This window comes from Coriobacteriia bacterium, assembly GCA_013334745.1.
In the GTDB taxonomy this organism is placed as follows: Bacteria; Actinomycetota; Coriobacteriia; order Anaerosomatales; family JAAXUF01; genus JAAXWY01.
This window is the reverse complement of the sequence record JAAXWY010000014.1, coordinates 14,790-31,425: the sequence shown is the minus strand read 5'-3', so window position 1 is coordinate 31,425 and position 16,636 is coordinate 14,790. Positions and strand designations below refer to the sequence as shown.

Here is a 16,636-nt window from a genome sequence, read left to right as displayed (position 1 = left end):
CTCCCGAGAAGTATCATGTTGCGGGCCGCACTGACCGTTCGAGCGGCCGGGCTCACTCGAGAGTGGATCGCATGGAAGACGGCTCGCGCACCTCACAACCGAAGCGCTCGTTGCGCGATCTCGCCATCGGTGGCGGGGTCTTCTCGCTCGTGATGGTCCTCGCGTTCCGGTACCTCGCGCTGTACGACAAGTCGCTGGTCTGGGTTCCCGATGGCGCCGCGCAGCACTTCCCCACGGTCTACTACTGGAATCAGATCGTGCGCGACTTCCTCCAGAACCCGGCGCAGGGCTTCCCGTTCTGGTCCTGGCAGCTCGGGTTCGGTGCCGATACGATCAACACGCTGTCGTTCTACGCGGTGGGCGACCCCTTTGTCCCGCTCACCCTCGCGTTCCCGATGAAGTCGATGGAGCTCGGGTTCCTCGTTCTCTACGGAGTGCGGCTGCTGTGCGCCGGGCTCTTCAGCGCGATGTATCTGCGCAAGATGGGCGCACGGCGCTTCTCGGCGCTGGCTGGCAGCCTCGTCTACGTATTCACCGCGTTCACGCTGCTCTACAGCGTGCATCACCCCATCTTCGCAACCGCACTCGCGCTCTTCCCCCTGATGCTGCTCGGCGCGGAGTACGCGCTCGAAGGTAAGCGGTACTGGGTGCTTGTGCTTGCGGTGTTCCTGTCGGCAGCGGGCAACTTCTACTTCTTCTACATGGAGGCGCTTACGCTCATCCTCTATGTGCTCGCGCGCTACTTCGAGATCACGCCGAAGCCCGAGCGCTGGCGCCGTCTCGTCCCAGAGGGCCTGCGCGTCGGCAGCAGCGTGCTGCTGGGTGTGCTGCTCGCCGGACCGGTGCTGTTCCCGAGCATCGCTGCGGTCTTCACCACGGCTCGCCGACAGGTACCGTTCAACCCGCAGATCCTCATGACGCTGCAGGAATACGGGCACAACATCGTGGCGCTCGTCTCCGCGAGGGGCGGTGCGAACTACGCCGTTCTCGGCTTCGCGCCCCTCGTCTTCGTGCTGATCCCGGCGCTGTTCGTCCGCCGAGGCAATACCGCGCTCAAAGCGATGCTCGTCGCGTTCCCGGTGTTCCTCTCCGTGCCCGCTTTGGGCTCGGTCTACAACGGCTTCTCGTTTCCCAGTGGGCGCTTCAGTTTCGAGTGGGCGCTGTTCATCGGGCTTGCGGTAGGACTTCTGCTCGCCGATGAGCGCCCGTTCACCCGCAAGCAGCTCGCTGCGATGCTCGGCGGGTACCTTGTGCTGTGGGCGGCCGTGTTCGCGATCGTCGGCCACGTCCGGGTCGAGTTCGTGGTGCCGTTCGCGATCGGGCTCCTGTCGTGGGGCGTCTTCGCCGTAGAGGCTGTGCGCAGCACGCGCGCCGCCGCGGCCTCGCCCGGGCAGCCTGCAGCCGAGCCCGATGCACAGTCGGCCTCCGCGCGCGGCGACTGGAGCGAGCCCCTCTCGCGCTGGCTGGTGCTCGGACTGCTTGTCGCCGGGATCTTCGCCGCCGCCGCGTTCACGCACGACACGCGCTGGGGTGACAACCTGCAGAAGAACCTGCCCCAGGGCAAGGTCCTCAACAGCTACCTCAAGAACCCCGGGGCGCTCGGCATGACCGTCGAGGACGACTCCTTCTTCCGCACGCAGGCGAGCGAGCCGTTGTTCTACAACGATGCGATCGTGCAGGGTCTGAACTCGACCGGTTTCTACTACTCGATCATGAACGGCAACCTCACACGGTTCCTCGTCGACAACGAGGTGCGGCCCGGCTGGTCGTCGTTCTCAATGGAAGGCCTCGACGACCGCGCCGCCCTCAACGCCGTCACCGCCGTGAAGTACTACACCACCAAGCCGAAACTCGCGATGTACACGCCGTACGGCTACACGCCGATCAAGACGACCGCCAAGAGCATCCTGTATCGCAACGAGCACGCGCTGCCGCTCGGGTTCGTTTACGAGGGCGTGCTCGGCAAGGCGGAGTTCGATGCACTGCCGATCGTGGCGCGCCAGCAGGCGATGCTCGATGCGGCGGTCGTCGACGACCCCTCCGCGCTCGGGCTGCCCAGCATCACGCCCAGCATCACCGTGGTCGACGTACCGTGCTCGGTCACGGCCACCGGAGCCGTCGTGGACATGGAGCGCAACACGATCGTGCGACCGGTGGGCTTGGGCAGGGTGCATCTCACGTTCGCTCCCCAGCCCGACTCCGAGCTCTACGTGCAGATCAAGGACTTCGAGAACGTCGCGAGTTCGCCGGCCGACTGGGCGCCCTATCTCTACCCCAACGGGCCCACTCCCGAGCAGGCTGCATCGCTGGCCGAGGCTGAGCGCACGTTCGAGCCGCCTCGCCAGATGGTGACGGCTTACACCGCAGGCGGGCCGCACAAGGAAGCGCGCTGGGAGACGGACGACTCACCGTACTTCTGGGGCGATCACACGCAACTCGTGAACCTCGGCTACAGCAGTTCCGGCGTCGCGAGTGCGACGGTGACGTTCCGACAGGCTGGGAAGATCACCTTCGAGAGCATGAAGGTGCTCGCCGTGCCGATGGCCGGTTACGCCGAGAAGGTCGCCGCGCTCAAGGCCAACGCGATGCGTGACATCAAGGTGACCAACAACCGGGTGACCGGCACGGTGGACTCGCCGAAGCCTGGGCTACTCTTCCTGAGCATCCCCTACGCGCCCGGCTGGACTGCGACTGTCGACGGCAAGTCCGCACCACTCCACCGCGCGAACACTGGCTTCACGGGTGTTGTCGTGCCTGCTGGCACGCACGCGATCGAGCTGCGGTATGCGACACCCTGGTTCGCCGCCGGGGTCGCGTCCTTTGGGTTCGCGCTTGCGCTCAGTGCAGGCCTGCTCGTACTCGCACGTCGACGCGCTCGCGCCGGCGCGGGCCCAGCGGGGCCGCTCGCGTAACGCTCCGCCGGCCTTGCCGCTTGGACAGTGGCCGCCTCACCCGCCAGAATGACCCCGGGGAAAGGGGGAAGCCGGCTTGCAGTCCAACGTGTTCGCTCCGCTCCGCATCGCCGACTTCCGGCGGCTGTGGCTCGGCCAGGTCGTCTCGGTGGTGGGGGACAAGATACACACCATCGCGATGGCGATGATGGTCTACGCGCTCACGGGCTCGATGCTGCAGATGGGCGTGATGCTGGGTGTGACGCTGCTGCCTGCCGCGATCTTCGGCCTACCAGCCGGCGTCTACATCGACCGGTGGGACCGCCGCACCACGATGATGGCCGCCGACCTCGTGCGTGCGGTCATCGTGCTGGCGATCCCCTGGGTCGTCGGCTACGGCATCTGGTGGGCGTATGGGCTCGCGTTCCTCGCATCGACGGTGTCGCTGTTCTTCGTGCCCGCCAAGCGCGCGCTCATCCCCGACATCGTGGGCACCGACGACCTGATGGCCGCCAACTCCCTCGACAACGCCTCCGAGGCGATCGCGGAACTCGCCGGCCTCGGACTCGGTGCGGTCATCGTCGCGTCGATCGGCTACCGCTGGGCGTTCTCGATCGACGCCGCGACCTTCGTCGTCTCGGCGATCTCGATCTCATTGATCCAGTATCGGCAGAAGCCATTGCCGTTTCCCGCGCAGGAGACCGACTTCATCTCCGAGACGCTCGGTGGCGTGCGCGCAATCTGGGCGAGTGAGGTCCTGCGGCCGCTTTCGGGTGTGTACGTGACCAGCGCGATGTTCGCCTCGGCGTCGATCGCCGTGTGCTACGCGCTCGCACTCGAACGCTACGACATGGGTGCGCCCGGGCTCGCGATGCTCGATGGGGCGAGCGCGGTGGGCATGCTCGCGGGCGCGATGATCGTGGGCCGGCTCGGTCCCGGCCGAGCAGGCGCGAAGTTCCTCGCCGGCATGACGATGTTCGGGTTCGTGTTCTCGCTCGTGGCGCTCGCGGACAGCATCTGGGCCGCGATGGCGCTGCTCGTGACCGCGGGCATCGCGAACATGTTCTTCTTCATCCCGGCGATCACTCTGTTCCAGACGCGTTCCGACGCGAGCGTGCGCGGCCGGGTGATGGCTGCGAACACGACTGCGACTCGCATCTCGATGGTGCTCGGCATCGTGCTCGCGGGCGCCGTCGCCGACGGCATCCGAATCGAGACACTCATCGTCATCATCGGCTTTGCGGCGATCCTTGCCGCCGGTATCGGCTGGCTCAGCCGCCCGTTGCGCGAAGCGTAGCGCGACAGCCCGCGATGTGCGACCACTCGTGTCGGGCTACTCCCCGAGGGTGCGTGAGAAGCGCGTTATCGCGATGCCGAAGATCAGCACGCTGAACGCGACCATCGCGCCGAGCGGCACCACGAGGTCCGGGATGGTCGCGCCCTTAAGGAAGCTCGCGCGCAACACCACGAGCGCGTAGCGCAGCGGGATGAAGTACGTCAGCGGGACGACGTTGGCCGGCATCGACTCGATCGGGAACATGAAGCCCGAGAGAACCATCGACGGCAGCAGCACGAACATCGTCATCTGCTGCGCCTGCTGCTGCGTCTTGGACACGAGCGACACGAGCAGCCCCATGCCGATCGACGTAAACGTGAAGATGCCGAGCCCGACCGCGACGGTGACGATGTTGCCGTTGAACGGCACCTGGAACCAGAATCGCCCGATCGCCGCGACGAACGACATCTGCACGATCGCGATTCCCACGTAGGGCGTGATCTTGCCGAGGAGGTACTCGCCGCGCGTGAGCGGCGTGACCATCATTTGCTCGAGCGTGCCGCGCGCCCGTTCGCGCACGACGGCTTGGCTCATGATCGACATTACCGAGATCATGAGCACCGTGGCGATGAGCCCGGGGATCATCGCGTTGACCGCCTTCATCGACGGGTTGAACACCACGCGCACGCGCGAGTCGAGCTTGGGTCCCTTGACCCGCGCCATCTGCAGCGCGAGGCGGCGGTCGTTGAACTCCGCGATGGTCTGGGCCGCGTAGCTGCTTGCCACCGAGGCGGTCTTGCTGTCGGCGCCGTCCACGACGATACCCACCGGCACCGTACGCCCGGCGGTGAGCGCTGCTTCGGTCCCGGCATCGATGACGATGGCGACCTGCGCGGTCGTGCTATCCAGCAGCGGCTTGAGGTCGGCCTCGCGATCGGGGCGCGAGACGATCGTGAAGTAGTTGCTGCTCTCGAATGCGCGCACGAGCTCGCGTGACGTCGCGGTCTTGTCGTGGTCGACCACGGCGGTCTTGACGTTGGTGACGTCGGCGCCGACCACGTAGCCGAACATGATGAGCTGGAGGATCGGCATGATGAACACGATCCTCAGCAGCAGCGGGTCGCGTCGGAACTGGCGCAGTTCCTTCCAGACGATGAGTCGGTAACGTCTCCAGTTCATCGGCTAGGCCTGCTTTCGGTTGAGCACGGTTGCCAGCGTGAGGCCCACGACTGCGTAGACGGCGAGCGACAGCACCAGCCCGGTGAGCACGTCCCATCCGGCTCCGCGCAGGAACACGCCCCGCGCGATATCGGTCATGTAGCGTCCTGGGAACAGGTAGCTGATGAACTGCAGGAACGGCGGCACCGAGGCGAGCGGAAACGCCATCCCGGAGAGCATGAAGCCCGGCAGGAACGAGATCATCAGCCCGATCATGTTCGCGGACTCGATGCTCGGGGCGACCGCCGAGATGACGAGGCCGATTGCGAGACAGCACAGCACGAACAGGAACATCGAGACGACGAGCACCGAGACGTCACCGCGCAACGGGACGTGGAAGACGGCGAGCGAGACGGCGGTGATCATGACAGTGTCGGCGAAGCCCAGGATCGCCCACGGCATCACCTTGCCCACGATCAGCTCGCCCTGGCGAAGCGGGGAGACCACCAGCTGCTCGAGCGTGCCGGCGTCGCGCTCGCGAACCAGCGTGACCGCGGTCTGCTGCACCGTCACGATCATGATGATGACCACCATGAGACCGGGGATGAGGAAGTCCGCGCTGCTGCGTTCCGGGTTGTACCAGGTGCGCAGCCGCGCCTCCGCCCGCCCGACCGAGAGCGTGCTACCGCGCGCCGAAGCCCAGCGGGAGAGCACCTGGTTGCCGTAGACGGTGTTGAGCGCGATGGCGTACGAACGCCCGAGCTGCGCGGAGTTGGGTTCGCTGCCATCGACCAGCACCGTGGCGTTCGCGGTGCGCGCCTGCGCGAGTGCGGTGCCGAAGCCCTTCTCGACGACGATCACGACTCGCGCGACGCCACGGTCGAATGCCTGGTCGATCTCGGCAGCGCTTGAGACGGTGCCGACGACATCGAAGAAGCCGGTGTTGGATGCGGCGGCGATGTAGTCTCGGCTGGCTGCGGTGTTGTCGGCGTCGAAGACCACGGTGGGCACGTTGCGGACGTCGAAGCTGATCGCGTAGGCGAACAGCAGCAGCTGGAGCAGCGGCATGATGAGAACGGCGACGATCATCCGCCAGTCGCGTGCGATGTGCACGAACTCCTTGCGGGCGATGGCCACTATGCGTTGGACTGTTTGCTGCACGAGGGTCCCTATCGTCAGGCCGGCTGGCCGGTTGCGTCGTTGCGCCACTGCATGATCGCGAGCAGGGCGTCGACGATGGCGTCGTCGTTGGGTGGCGCCTGGAGTACGAGCGACGTCGTGAAATAGCCCATCAGCAGGCTCATGAACACGCGCACCTTGCCGTCGAGGTCCTCGGGGGTGCGCACGATGCCGAACTGCTCGTCGATGCGCGGGATGATGCCGCGCGCGATCTGCACCATCGGAAACGCGAGGTGCTGCTGGAGAAGCGCCACGACTTTCGCGTTATGCGGCGCGGCATGCAGCAGCACGCTGATGACCGCGCCCACCCCGGCCTGCATCGTCGGCTCGGTGGCCGCACCCGCTTGCGCGTCTGCACCACGCCGCGCGGTCACCACGCCACCGCTGCCGGTGGCGGGTGCTGCGAGGCTCTCGCGACGCATCGCGATGAGGCGGCGCAGCATCGGAATCATGTTGTCGCCCGAGACGGTCGCGAGCGCTGCGCGCATCTCGCCGATGATCCGGTCGCCGGCCGTCGCGACGATGTCGGCGAGGATCGACTCCTTGCCGTTGTAGTGGCGGTAGAGCGCCGGCTCGGTCACGCCGACTCGTCGCGCGATCTCGCGCATGGTGCCCGCGTCGTAGCCGCTTTCGCCGAACACCGCGAGAGCCGCATCGAGGATCTCGCCTCGGCGGCCTTCGACGAACTCGGCGAAGTAGCGCGCGGTCGGTGCGGGTACGGGGGACGTGGATCGGGCCATCATGCTCGGCCTCCCTGCTCTCCGACGAGATGGACGAACGCGTCTTCGAGCGTCGGCTCGACCGGCGCGATGTTGAGCGTCTCGATGCCGCTTTCGGCGAGGAAACCGGCGAGGTCGGCCTCCTCGGCGGTGTGGGTCCCGAGGTTCACGTTCACGAGCGCGCCCTGCATGTAGGCCTCGGTGACGAGGGGGTGGGTGAGCAGCGCCGAGAGCGCAGTCTCGCCGTCGGCGACCTCGAGCTGCAGGATCGTATCGGCGGCAAGCGACGCCTTGATCTGCCGCGGCGTGCCCTCGGCGATGATCGTGCCGCGGTAGATGAACGCGAGGCGGTTACAGTGCGTCGCCTCGTCCATGTAGTGCGTCGTCACAAAGAGCGTCACGCCGTCGTTGGCGAGCTCGTTGAGCAGCTCCCAGAACTGCCGGCGCGCGTTGGGGTCGACGCCGGAGGTCGGTTCGTCGAGGAAGAGCAGCCGCGGTTCGTGGATGGTCGCGCAGCCCAGCGCGAGGCGCTGCTTCCAGCCTACCGAGAGGTTCGCGGTCAGCTCGTCCTCACGCCCCTCGAGGTCGGCCATGCGCAGGATGTAGCTGCGGCGCTTCAGAAACGTCTCGCCGTCGAGGCCGTAGATGCCGCCGTAGAACTTGAGGTTCTCATCGACCGTCAGGTCCTCGAACAGCGAGAACTTCTGCGACATGTAGCCGATGCTCTCGCGCACCTTGGCCGCCTCGCGCACCACGTCGTAGCCCATGACCGTCGCGCTTCCGCCGCTCGGCTCGACCACGCCGCACAGCATGCGGATCGTCGTCGACTTGCCCGAGCCGTTGGGGCCGAGGAACCCGAAGATCTCGCCCGGCTTGACCGTGAAGTCGATGCTGTCGACCGCGACGAACTCCCCGAATGTCTTGCGCAGTCCCGAGACCGCGATCGCGTTGAAGTCGGCTGCGCGCGTGTCGTCGTTGTGGCTCACGAGCGCACCTCCAGCTCGGCGGGGTCGTGCTGCGCGAGCGGCGCATCCGCCGACGGGATCAGCGTCGCGAACGCGACCTCGAGGTCGGTGGCGATCGGCTTGATGCGCGTCGCCGAGAACTCGGCGGCCGACAGCGCATCGGCGAGGCACGACTCGCACTCGGCCATCTCGCGGTCGACGAGCACGCGCAAGTGATCGCCGGAGACCTCGACGCTTCGCACGTACGGCAGCGCCCGCAGTGCGGGCATCGCCTCGCGGTAGCCGCTCTCGAACGAGACCTCGATGACGCGACCCGGAACGCGCCGCTTCATTCCCGCTGGGGTGTCGCGCAGGATGATGCGCCCTTGCGTCATGAACGCGATCTCGTTGCAGCGGTCGGCCTCGTCCATGTACGGCGTCGCGACGAACACGGTGATGCCCTGTCGATGCAGGTCGCTGATGATGCGCCAGAACTCGCGCCGCGACACCGGGTCGACACCGGTGGTCGGCTCGTCGAGGAAGAGTAGGTCCGGCTCGGAGATGAGCGTGGCCGCGAGTGCGAGCTTCTGCTTCATACCTCCCGAGAGGTACTGCGCCTGGCGCTTCTTGAACTCGGTCAGTCCCGAGAACTCGAGCAGCTTCTCGCTTCTCTCGGCGAGGTGCTCGCGCGGCACACCGCGAAGCTCCGCGAAGAAGCGCAGGTTCTCGGCGACGGTCAGATCGCCGTACAGCGAGAACGCCTGAGACATGTAGCCGATGCGCGGCTTGACCGCGTGCGGATCGCTCACGACGGAGTTGCCGAAGACGAAGGCGTCGCCGGAACTCGGCGTGAGCACCGTCGCCAGCATGCGGATGAGCGTGGACTTGCCGGCGCCGTCCGGGCCCACGAGCCCGAACACCTGGCCACGCGGCACCGACAGCGTCACGCCGTCGACCGCCCGAAGCGCACGAAACTCTTTCGCGAGCTCGCGCGCATCGATAGCGAGCTCGGAAGAGGCGCTGCTCGCATCGCGCGCCGCCATCCCGCGATCGCCGCCGGTGCTGCTGTTGGGCGCGTCGCTCACTAGCGCAGCACCACGTCGGCGGGCATGCCCTGCTTGAGCGCGGCGTCCGCGTCGGTCACAGCGAGCTTGACCTGGTAGACGAGCTTGACGCGCTGGTCCTTCGTCTCGATCGACGAGGGCGTGAACTCGGCCTGCGGGGAGACGAACGTGACCTTGCCCGCGTACTCCTTGGTCGAGTCGGTCGAGATCGTGCCGGCCTGACCCACCTTCACCTCGCCGATGCGGTTCTCGGGCACGTAGATCGTCACGGAGAGGTTCGCGACGTCGCTCACGATTGCCAACGTGTTGCCGGGCGTGCCGTTCTCGCCGGCGCGCACCGCGAGGTTGGTGACGATGCCGTCGATGGGAGAGGCGATCGTCGCGAAGCCCAGCTGCACGCGCGCCATCTTCTGAGCGGCGACGGCCTGATCCCACTGGGCCTTCGCCGAGGCGATCTCGGCCTTCGTCGAAGCGTCGTCCTTCTTCACTGCCTTGTAGTTGGCCTTGGCCGCCGAGACACCCGCCGTGGCCTGGTCGACGGCGAGCTTGAGCAGCGAGGGGTCGAGCTTGTAGAGCACGTCGCCCTTCTTCACCGCCACGCCCTCTTGCGCTGGCGCCACGATGACGCGGCCGCTCACCTGCGGCGTCACGGCGACCTGATCGGCTTCGATCGTGCCGCTTCCGCCGAGCGCGCCGGCGGTCGCTTCGCTGCCGTTGGGGCCGTAGGTGGTCCATGCCCACCAGCCGGCACCGGCGAGTATCGCCACCACCAGCACGATCGCGAGAATGCGCTTGCTCATGTCCTCAACGCTCCTGTTCTGCCGAGAATCCGTGTGCCGCAGCCGCGGCGATAGAGCGGTCCTAGTCCGTGTGGATCGATACGTCGACCGGGGTGCCGGGCGGCGCGGTATCGCCTTCGTCGAGCTCGATCGTGACCTTGACCGCGCGTGTCATGTGCACGATCTGGGTGGGGAAGCTCGTGGGCGGAAACACGTATGCCGAGCTGATCGTCGCCACAGCGCCGTGCAGTGTCGTTCCGGGCGCCGAGTCGTAGGTGACGTCGGCTTCCGAGCCGATCGTGACGCGCGCGACCTGATCGGCGGTGAGGTAGGTGTCGACGCGCTGCACGCCGTCGGCCGCCACGCGCACGAGCGGCGCGCCCACCATCGCGACGGTGTTGCTTCGGCGCGCGAACGTGACCGTCCCCGCGTACGGTGCGCGAACGGTCGCCTGCGCGAGGCGCGCCTTCGCGAGCTGCACGCCGATGCTCTGGCCGTCGGCGACGATGCCGAGCACGTCCTTGGCGTTACCGAGCATCGTTCTAGCGTCGTCGAGCTTGGCTTCGGCGCTCGACAGCTTGGCCGAGGCCGCCGGCAGCGAAGCGAGCCCCTTCTCGACCTTCGCGAGGTTGGTGTCGACCTTGGCGAGCCCCTTGGCGATCGCCGCAAGACCGGGGTCGATGGAGGCGAGCAACTTGGTGAGGTCGGCGATCTTGGCCTGCAGCGCCGGCGGAACCGAGCCGGGCGGGAACGTCGCGGCCTGCGCCTTGAGCGCGGCGAGCGCTGCCTCGAGTTGCGGGCGCTGCGCCTTGGCTGCGCGCAGCTTCGCTCGCTGGGAGAGCAGCGTCGCCCGTGCCTTGGTGAGTGTGGAGCGCGCCTTGAGCAGGCTCGCCTTCGCCGTCGCCATCTTGGTGCGCGCGTCGGCGAGCTTGCCGCTCGCGGTATCGAGGTCGTCGAGGTTGCCGTCGATGACCGAGACGTCGGTGCGAGACTTGCGCGCAGCGGCCTCGGCCGCGTCCACGCCAAGATCGAGCAGGGCGGTGTCGAATTCGGCGACGACTTGGCCGGCATCCACATGGTCGCCCTCGCGCACCAACACCTTCGTGAGCCTCCCCGAGACGACCGGCTGGCTGCTGCGGGCCGCGGTGCTCGGCGCGCTTCGCTTGGAGCCGGTACCCATCGCCGCAGGATTGCTGCCCGCGGGCTTGGGGATCCCGACTGTGTAGTCGGGCACGGTGTAGGTGAGTGCCGGGGCGCTGATCGTGCGGATATCGGCACGCGCGTTGCCCGCGACGACGAGGCGGTTTGTCGGAGCTGCCTTGCTCGCTCGCGCCCACGAAACGCCGCCGGCCACCACGACGGCGATGATGGCGAGAATCGCGACGATGCGGCCCGAGCGGTTCATCGGGCGCATCCGGAGGACGCTATGGGGTGGGCGAGCGGCACGAGCGGGCTCCTGTCGGCGTAGTTATCGCTCACTAACCTACGCCTGACAACGAAACCTGTAAAGCCCTACTGAGTGATAACCGCGGTGACGGATGTTTCCGCCTCGTGCTAGTGCTGCGAGATCTCCGTGAGCGTGTTGCGGAACTGGTCCGCATGCGCGAGCGCCTTGATGAGGTGGTTGTCGTTCTCATCGGCGGTGGCGGTGGTGACCTCGATGTCGCCGTAGTTGAGCATGTTGCCGAATAGCGTCTGCGTCACGTTGACGTTGTTGACCTTGTCCAGCGGCGTGACCTTGACCTCGGTGGAGAGGAAGCCGGTCTTGGACATGACGCGGCGGTCGGTGATCGCGATCTCGGTGGTGATGATGCGCATGATGATCTGAGCGACGAGCAGCAGCCACACGAGGACGGTGAGCGGCAGCGCGATCATCCAGAACAGCGGCGCGCCAAGAGCCGAGAGCATTCCGGCCGTCACCGCGGCGACAATGAGCACGGCGAGCGCCAACAGCGTACGCGGCACGATCGTCCACCAGCTCACATGCCCGAGCAGAATGATCTGCTCGCCCGACGTCAGTTCCTTCTCGATGTAGGACATCTCCGGCCTCCCCGTCGAATCCGCCGCAACCGCGACGGCTGCGCCCTCGTGTCCATGGTGGTGCTGCTCGCGCCACGTGGCAAGTGGCGTCGCGTGTACGGGCGCATCTCGCCCCCGCTTCCCTCATTCGCGCGCGTAAGGCATACTATCTCGGCGCACTCCGCTGGGGTGGAGTCGCCCGGCCCGGGAGCGGTAGAAGTGATCCGCGGGGCCGAACCTCTCAAGGAGTTTCACATGGCCGGAATCGTCCTCGTCGGCGCCCAGTGGGGCGACGAAGGTAAGGGCAAGATCACCGACCTCCTCGCCGACGACATGGATTACGTCGTCCGCTATCAGGGTGGCAACAACGCAGGGCACACGATCATCCATGGTGGTCGCACGCTCAAGTTGCACCTGATCCCGTCGGGGATCATGTATCCGCACATCACGCCGGTCATCGGCAATGGAGTCGTCATCGACCCCAAGGTGCTGCTCGAGGAGATGGACACGCTTGAGGCCGACGGCCTCTCCACCCACCGTCTCCTCATCAGCTGCAATGCGCACCTCATCATGCCGTACCACCGCGACCTCGATGGCGCGTCCGAGAAGCGTCTCGGCGGCAACGAGATCGGAACCACACGCCGCGGCATCGGTCCCGCGTACCAGGACAAGGCATCGCGCCTCGGACTGCGCGTCCAGGACCTCACCGACGAGCACATCTTCCGCAAGAAGCTCGAAGCTGCGCTGCTCGAGAAGAACGATATCCTCGAGAAGCTCTACGGCATGGACACCTACACGGTCGACCAGATCGCTGAGGAGTACATGCAGTACGCGGAGCGCATCAAGCCGCACATCGCCGACACCTCGACGGTCATCAACAAGGCACTCGCCGCCGATCAGTACGTCTTCTTCGAGGGCGCGCAGGGCACGTTGCTCGACATCGACCACGGCACCTACCCGTTCGTGACGAGCTCGCCATGTACCGCCGGTGGCGCGTGCACCGGTGCCGGCGTCGGGCCGCGTTCGATCGACCGCGTGCTCGGCATCGCGAAGGCCTACATCACCCGCGTCGGCTCGGGTCCGTTCCCGACCGAGCTGTTCGACGAGACCGGCGAGCTGCTGCAGAAGGTTGGCGGCGAGTGGGGCACCACCACCGGCCGTCAGCGCCGTTGCGGCTGGTACGACGCGGTCATCGCGCGCTACGCGGTGCAGGTCAACGGCCTCACCGACCTCGTCATCACCAAGCTCGACGTGCTCTCCGCCGTCGACACCATCAAGGTGTGTGTCGCCTACGAGCACGAGGGCAAGCGCTACAACAACCTGCCGTGCCACCAGACGGTCTTCCACCACGCCAAGCCCATCTACGAGGAGCTTCCCGGCTGGGGAACCGACATCACCAACTGCCGCACCTTCGAGGAACTCCCCAAGGAAGCGCGCGACTACATCGCCTTCATCGAGGATCTCGCCGAGGTGCCGGTCGCGATGATCGCCGTCGGTCCGAGCCGCGAGCAGACGATCTTCCGCCGCTGGGAGTTCCGTCCGTAGGGTGCATAACCGGGCGCCGCGCACCGAATGCGTGTGTGAATCCCATTATTCGGGCAGGTAACGGTGGACGCCTCGCAGAGGCGCGAAGTGGCCGAGCCTAGTACAATACCGTGAAGTGTTTTCGAGGGGCTCCGTTTGTCGCAGGGAGATAATGTGTCGAATCAGGTAGACATCGCTGCTGGTCAGCGTCGCAATTTTGGTCACGCGCTGCCGGGCGCGCTTTCGTGGGCATCCATCGCCTTCACGATTCTGGGAGCGCTCTTCTTCCCGCGCATCTGGCTGGTCATCGCGACCGTCGTCATCGCGTACTTCATGATCCGCATGCTCACGACCTTCGGGTTCGCCATCTACGGCGAGAAGCTCTCGGCTCGTGCGCGTGCTCGCGACTGGACGTTGGGCGAGGACGAGGTGGGGCCGTTCGGCTTCGCGCCGTCCGAGGTCACGCACATCGTCGTGGTCCCCAACTACAAGGAGCCCGACGAGATCCTGCGCCGCACCCTCGACGCGCTCGCCGTGCAGCACCGCGCCAGCGAGCGCATCATCCCCGTCCTCGGCATGGAGGAGCGCGAGCCCGACTCCCGTGCGAAGGGCGAGGCCCTTGCCGCGGAGTATGCCGATAAGTTCCGCCACGTTCTCGTGAGCGTGCACCCCGGCAACATCCCCGGCGAGGAGCCCGGCAAGTCCTCGAACGAGGCGTGGGCCGCGAAGAAGGTCCGCAAGGCGGTCGACGAGCTGGGCCTGAACCCGGACCACTGCACCATCACCTCGTGTGACGCCGACTCGCTCATCAACCCCGCGTACTTCTCGGCGGTCGCGGGCCACTTCGCATCAGACGAGCAGCGCCACCTGCGTTTCTGGCAGGCGCCGCTCTTCTACTACAACAACATCTGGCAGGTTCCGGCGCCCATCCGCTTCACCACGTGGCTCTCGCACGCGGTGCAGGTGGCCGAGCTCGCGAACCCGCACTACGATCCGCTCCCCATCTCGACCTACACACTCTCGCTCAATCTCGCCGAGCGCTGCGGTTGGTGGGACCCGGCTGTGATCCCAGAGGACTGGCACTCCTACCTCAACTGTCTGTTCGAGACCGGCGAGGAGATCTCGACCCAGGCGATCTTCCTGCCCACGCTGTCTGATGCGACCGACGGCGAGGGCTTCAAGGACGCCATGGTCAACCGCTTCCACCAGGTCAAGCGTCACGCCTGGGGTGCCGAGGACGTCGGCTACATCGTGGGTCAGCTCACTGAGCGCCGCAGCTCGATGCGCTCCTCGACGCTGTTCCGCTTCGGCCAGGTGCTTCACGACCATGTCATGCGCGTCGCGATGTGGTTCATCCTCGTGAGCGTGTACCTGCTCATGGCCTACTACACGCGCCTGCACTGGTACGACTTGGGCTGGCACGCGTCGATCGCCAACAACATCACCCTCCTGCGTGCGATGTTCACGCTCGGTGGCCTGTCGATGGCCGCGACGATAGTCTTCGAGCTGTGGCGCTGCCCGCCGCCCGATGGCCTCTCGAGGGGCCGCATCGCACTTGAGATCGCGCTGCTGTGGCCGCTGCTGCCGCTCATCGGCTTCTATCTGGGTACGCTGCCGGCACTCGAGGCGCAGACTCGCCTGATGTTCGGCATCCCGCTCGGCTACCGCGTCACCCCCAAGTTCGCGGTGTCGCAGCAGACGTCGACCTCGAAGGTCTAGTCGCAGGCGGTCCGCCGCCAAGCCGTCGTCACACAGAAGGTGGTCAGTATGCGCGTCCTTGTCATCGGTTCCGGCGGACGCGAGCACGCGATCGTTCACTCGCTCGCCGGCTCGCCTCGCGTAGAGGCGATCTTCGCCGCACCCGGTAACGGTGGCACGGCGGGGGAGCGAGGTGCGGTCAACGTCGCTCTCGACACCACCGATGCTGACGCCGTCATCGCGTTCGCGCGCGAGAACGCCATCGACCTCGCCGTCATCGGTCCCGAAGTCCCGCTCGTGGCGGGGCTCGCCGACGAGCTGCGTGAAGCCGGCATCCCGGCGTTCGGCCCCGGTGCCGCGGGCGCTCGCCTCGAAGGCTCGAAGTCGTTTTCCAAGGACATCATGCAGCGAAGTGCGATTCCCACCGCCACCGCCGAGACGTTCTCGGAGCGCGGGCCCGCGCTGGCGTATCTCGAAGGCGTCGGTGCCCCTGTTGTCGTGAAGGCCGATGGCCTGGCCGCCGGCAAGGGCGTCACCGTTGCCACCTCGCTCGACGAGGCTCGTGCCGCGGTCGAGGAGTGCTTCGATGGTCGCTTCGGCGACGCGGGCGCGCTCGTCGTCATCGAGGAGTACCTCGAAGGCCCCGAGGTCTCGCTGCTCGCATTCGTCGACGGTCGCACCGTGTTGCCGATGGCGTCGGCGCAGGACCACAAGCGCGTGGGCGATGGCGACACCGGCCCCAACACCGGCGGCATGGGCGTCTACTCACCGGTCCCGGCTGTTCCCGAGACCGACCTCGCGATGATGACCGCGATCATGCAGCGCACCGCCAACGCGCTGGCCGATGCGAACATCGACTTTCGCGGCGTGCTGTACGGCGGCTTCATCCTGACCGCCGATGGCCCCAAGGTGCTCGAGTACAACACCCGCTTCGGCGATCCCGAGACGCAGGTGCTCCTTCCTCGCCTCAAGACCGACCTCGCCGAGGTGCTCTACGCCAACGCCACCGGCGAGCTCGCTTCGCTCGGTGAGCTCGAATGGAGCGACGACGTCGTGGTATCGGTCGTTATGGCCTCCGGCGGCTACCCCGGCGACTACGAGTCGGGCAAGCCGATCACCGGCATCGCCGATGCGGCTGCGCTTCCCGGCGTGCTCGTCTACCATGCAGGCACGAAGCTCGCTGATGACGGTACCGTGCTCACCGCTGGTGGACGCGTGCTCAACGTGACCGCGTTCGGCTCGGACTACAAGAGCGCCATCGAGAAGGCATACGACGCCGTGAGTCGAATCTCTTTCGAAGGTGCATACTTCCGCAATGACATCGCGCACCGGGCACTTGCGGCGACGCAGCCCGGTTCCTAGCCACCGCTCGACACCGCAAGGAG

13 protein-coding genes are annotated in these 16,636 nt (G+C 66.6%); 5 read left to right on the top strand and 8 right to left on the bottom strand.

Annotation, left to right across the window (positions count from 1 at the left end; all coding sequences use genetic code 11):
• Nucleotides 1–71: 71 nt before the first annotated feature.
• A complete protein-coding gene (locus HGB10_05400) occupies nt 72–2,912 on the top strand; it encodes a YfhO family protein (protein NTU71236.1) in 2,841 nt (946 codons plus the stop codon).
• Nucleotides 2,913–2,988: 76 nt separating this feature from the next.
• A complete protein-coding gene (locus HGB10_05395) occupies nt 2,989–4,188 on the top strand; it encodes an MFS transporter (GenBank protein NTU71235.1) in 1,200 nt (399 codons plus the stop codon).
• Between the two features lie 36 nt (nt 4,189–4,224).
• Here the strand turns inward: HGB10_05395 and HGB10_05390 are convergent, their stop codons facing one another.
• From HGB10_05390 to HGB10_05355, 8 genes are all read right to left on the bottom strand, one after another.
• Entirely contained in the window at nt 4,225–5,346 is a 1,122-nt protein-coding gene (locus tag HGB10_05390) for an ABC transporter permease (protein NTU71234.1), read from the bottom strand.
• Nucleotides 5,347–5,349: 3 nt separating this feature from the next.
• Nucleotides 5,350–6,486 (bottom strand): ABC transporter permease, encoded by a 1,137-nt coding sequence (locus HGB10_05385; GenBank protein ID NTU71233.1) that lies wholly within the window; start codon nt 6,484–6,486, stop codon nt 5,350–5,352.
• 14 nt (nt 6,487–6,500) lie between these two features.
• Nucleotides 6,501–7,247, bottom strand: a complete 747-nt coding sequence (locus tag HGB10_05380) for a TetR/AcrR family transcriptional regulator (protein NTU71232.1) — start codon at nt 7,245–7,247, stop codon at nt 6,501–6,503.
• The gene (locus tag HGB10_05375; GenBank protein NTU71231.1) at nt 7,244–8,167 is read right to left on the bottom strand and encodes an ABC transporter ATP-binding protein; all 924 of its coding nucleotides are present in this window, start codon (nt 8,165–8,167) and stop codon (nt 7,244–7,246) included. Before HGB10_05375 ends, HGB10_05380 begins: the two co-directional genes overlap by 4 nt.
• Before the next feature lie 38 nt (nt 8,168–8,205).
• Nucleotides 8,206–9,252: an ABC transporter ATP-binding protein gene (locus HGB10_05370; GenBank protein NTU71230.1), complete on the bottom strand. Its 1,047-nt coding sequence runs from the start codon at nt 9,250–9,252 to the stop codon at nt 8,206–8,208.
• Nucleotides 9,252–10,031 carry an efflux RND transporter periplasmic adaptor subunit gene (locus HGB10_05365; GenBank protein ID NTU71229.1) on the bottom strand — a complete coding sequence of 260 codons (780 nt, stop codon included), beginning with the start codon at nt 10,029–10,031 and terminating at the stop codon, nt 9,252–9,254. Before HGB10_05365 ends, HGB10_05370 begins: the two co-directional genes overlap by 1 nt.
• Before the next feature lie 61 nt (nt 10,032–10,092).
• Nucleotides 10,093–11,415 carry an HlyD family efflux transporter periplasmic adaptor subunit gene (locus HGB10_05360; protein NTU71228.1) on the bottom strand — a complete coding sequence of 441 codons (1,323 nt, stop codon included), beginning with the start codon at nt 11,413–11,415 and terminating at the stop codon, nt 10,093–10,095.
• A 149-nt stretch (nt 11,416–11,564) separates the two neighbouring features.
• Nucleotides 11,565–12,050, bottom strand: coding sequence for a PH domain-containing protein (locus HGB10_05355; GenBank protein ID NTU71227.1), 486 nt, complete (start codon nt 12,048–12,050; stop codon nt 11,565–11,567).
• 234 nt (nt 12,051–12,284) lie between these two features.
• On the opposite strand from HGB10_05355, the gene HGB10_05350 reads away from it, so the two are divergent.
• From HGB10_05350 to purD, 3 genes are all read left to right on the top strand, one after another.
• Nucleotides 12,285–13,574 carry an adenylosuccinate synthase gene (locus tag HGB10_05350; protein ID NTU71226.1) on the top strand — a complete coding sequence of 430 codons (1,290 nt, stop codon included), beginning with the start codon at nt 12,285–12,287 and terminating at the stop codon, nt 13,572–13,574.
• 153 nt (nt 13,575–13,727) lie between these two features.
• Nucleotides 13,728–15,272, top strand: a complete 1,545-nt coding sequence (locus tag HGB10_05345) for a hypothetical protein (GenBank protein NTU71225.1) — start codon at nt 13,728–13,730, stop codon at nt 15,270–15,272.
• Nucleotides 15,273–15,320: 48 nt separating this feature from the next.
• Complete coding sequence (gene purD, locus HGB10_05340) at nt 15,321–16,613, top strand: phosphoribosylamine--glycine ligase (protein NTU71224.1); 1,293 nt, start codon at nt 15,321–15,323, stop codon at nt 16,611–16,613.
• The last annotated feature ends 23 nt before the right edge of the window (nt 16,614–16,636 follow it).

What these genes read in the sequence shown, in the direction of transcription:
- HGB10_05390 (NTU71234.1), bottom strand. Translation starts at nt 5,346, where the DNA reads ATGAACTGGAGACGTTACCGACTCATCGTCTGGAAGGAACTGCGCCAG.
- HGB10_05355 (NTU71227.1), bottom strand. Translation starts at nt 12,050, where the DNA reads ATGTCCTACATCGAGAAGGAACTGACGTCGGGCGAGCAGATCATTCTG.
- HGB10_05365 (NTU71229.1), bottom strand. Translation starts at nt 10,031, where the DNA reads ATGAGCAAGCGCATTCTCGCGATCGTGCTGGTGGTGGCGATACTCGCC.
- HGB10_05400 (NTU71236.1), top strand. Translation starts at nt 72, where the DNA reads ATGGAAGACGGCTCGCGCACCTCACAACCGAAGCGCTCGTTGCGCGAT.
- HGB10_05350 (NTU71226.1), top strand. Translation starts at nt 12,285, where the DNA reads ATGGCCGGAATCGTCCTCGTCGGCGCCCAGTGGGGCGACGAAGGTAAG.
- HGB10_05360 (NTU71228.1), bottom strand. Translation starts at nt 11,415, where the DNA reads ATGAACCGCTCGGGCCGCATCGTCGCGATTCTCGCCATCATCGCCGTC.
- HGB10_05380 (NTU71232.1), bottom strand. Translation starts at nt 7,247, where the DNA reads ATGATGGCCCGATCCACGTCCCCCGTACCCGCACCGACCGCGCGCTAC.
- purD (NTU71224.1), top strand. Translation starts at nt 15,321, where the DNA reads ATGCGCGTCCTTGTCATCGGTTCCGGCGGACGCGAGCACGCGATCGTT.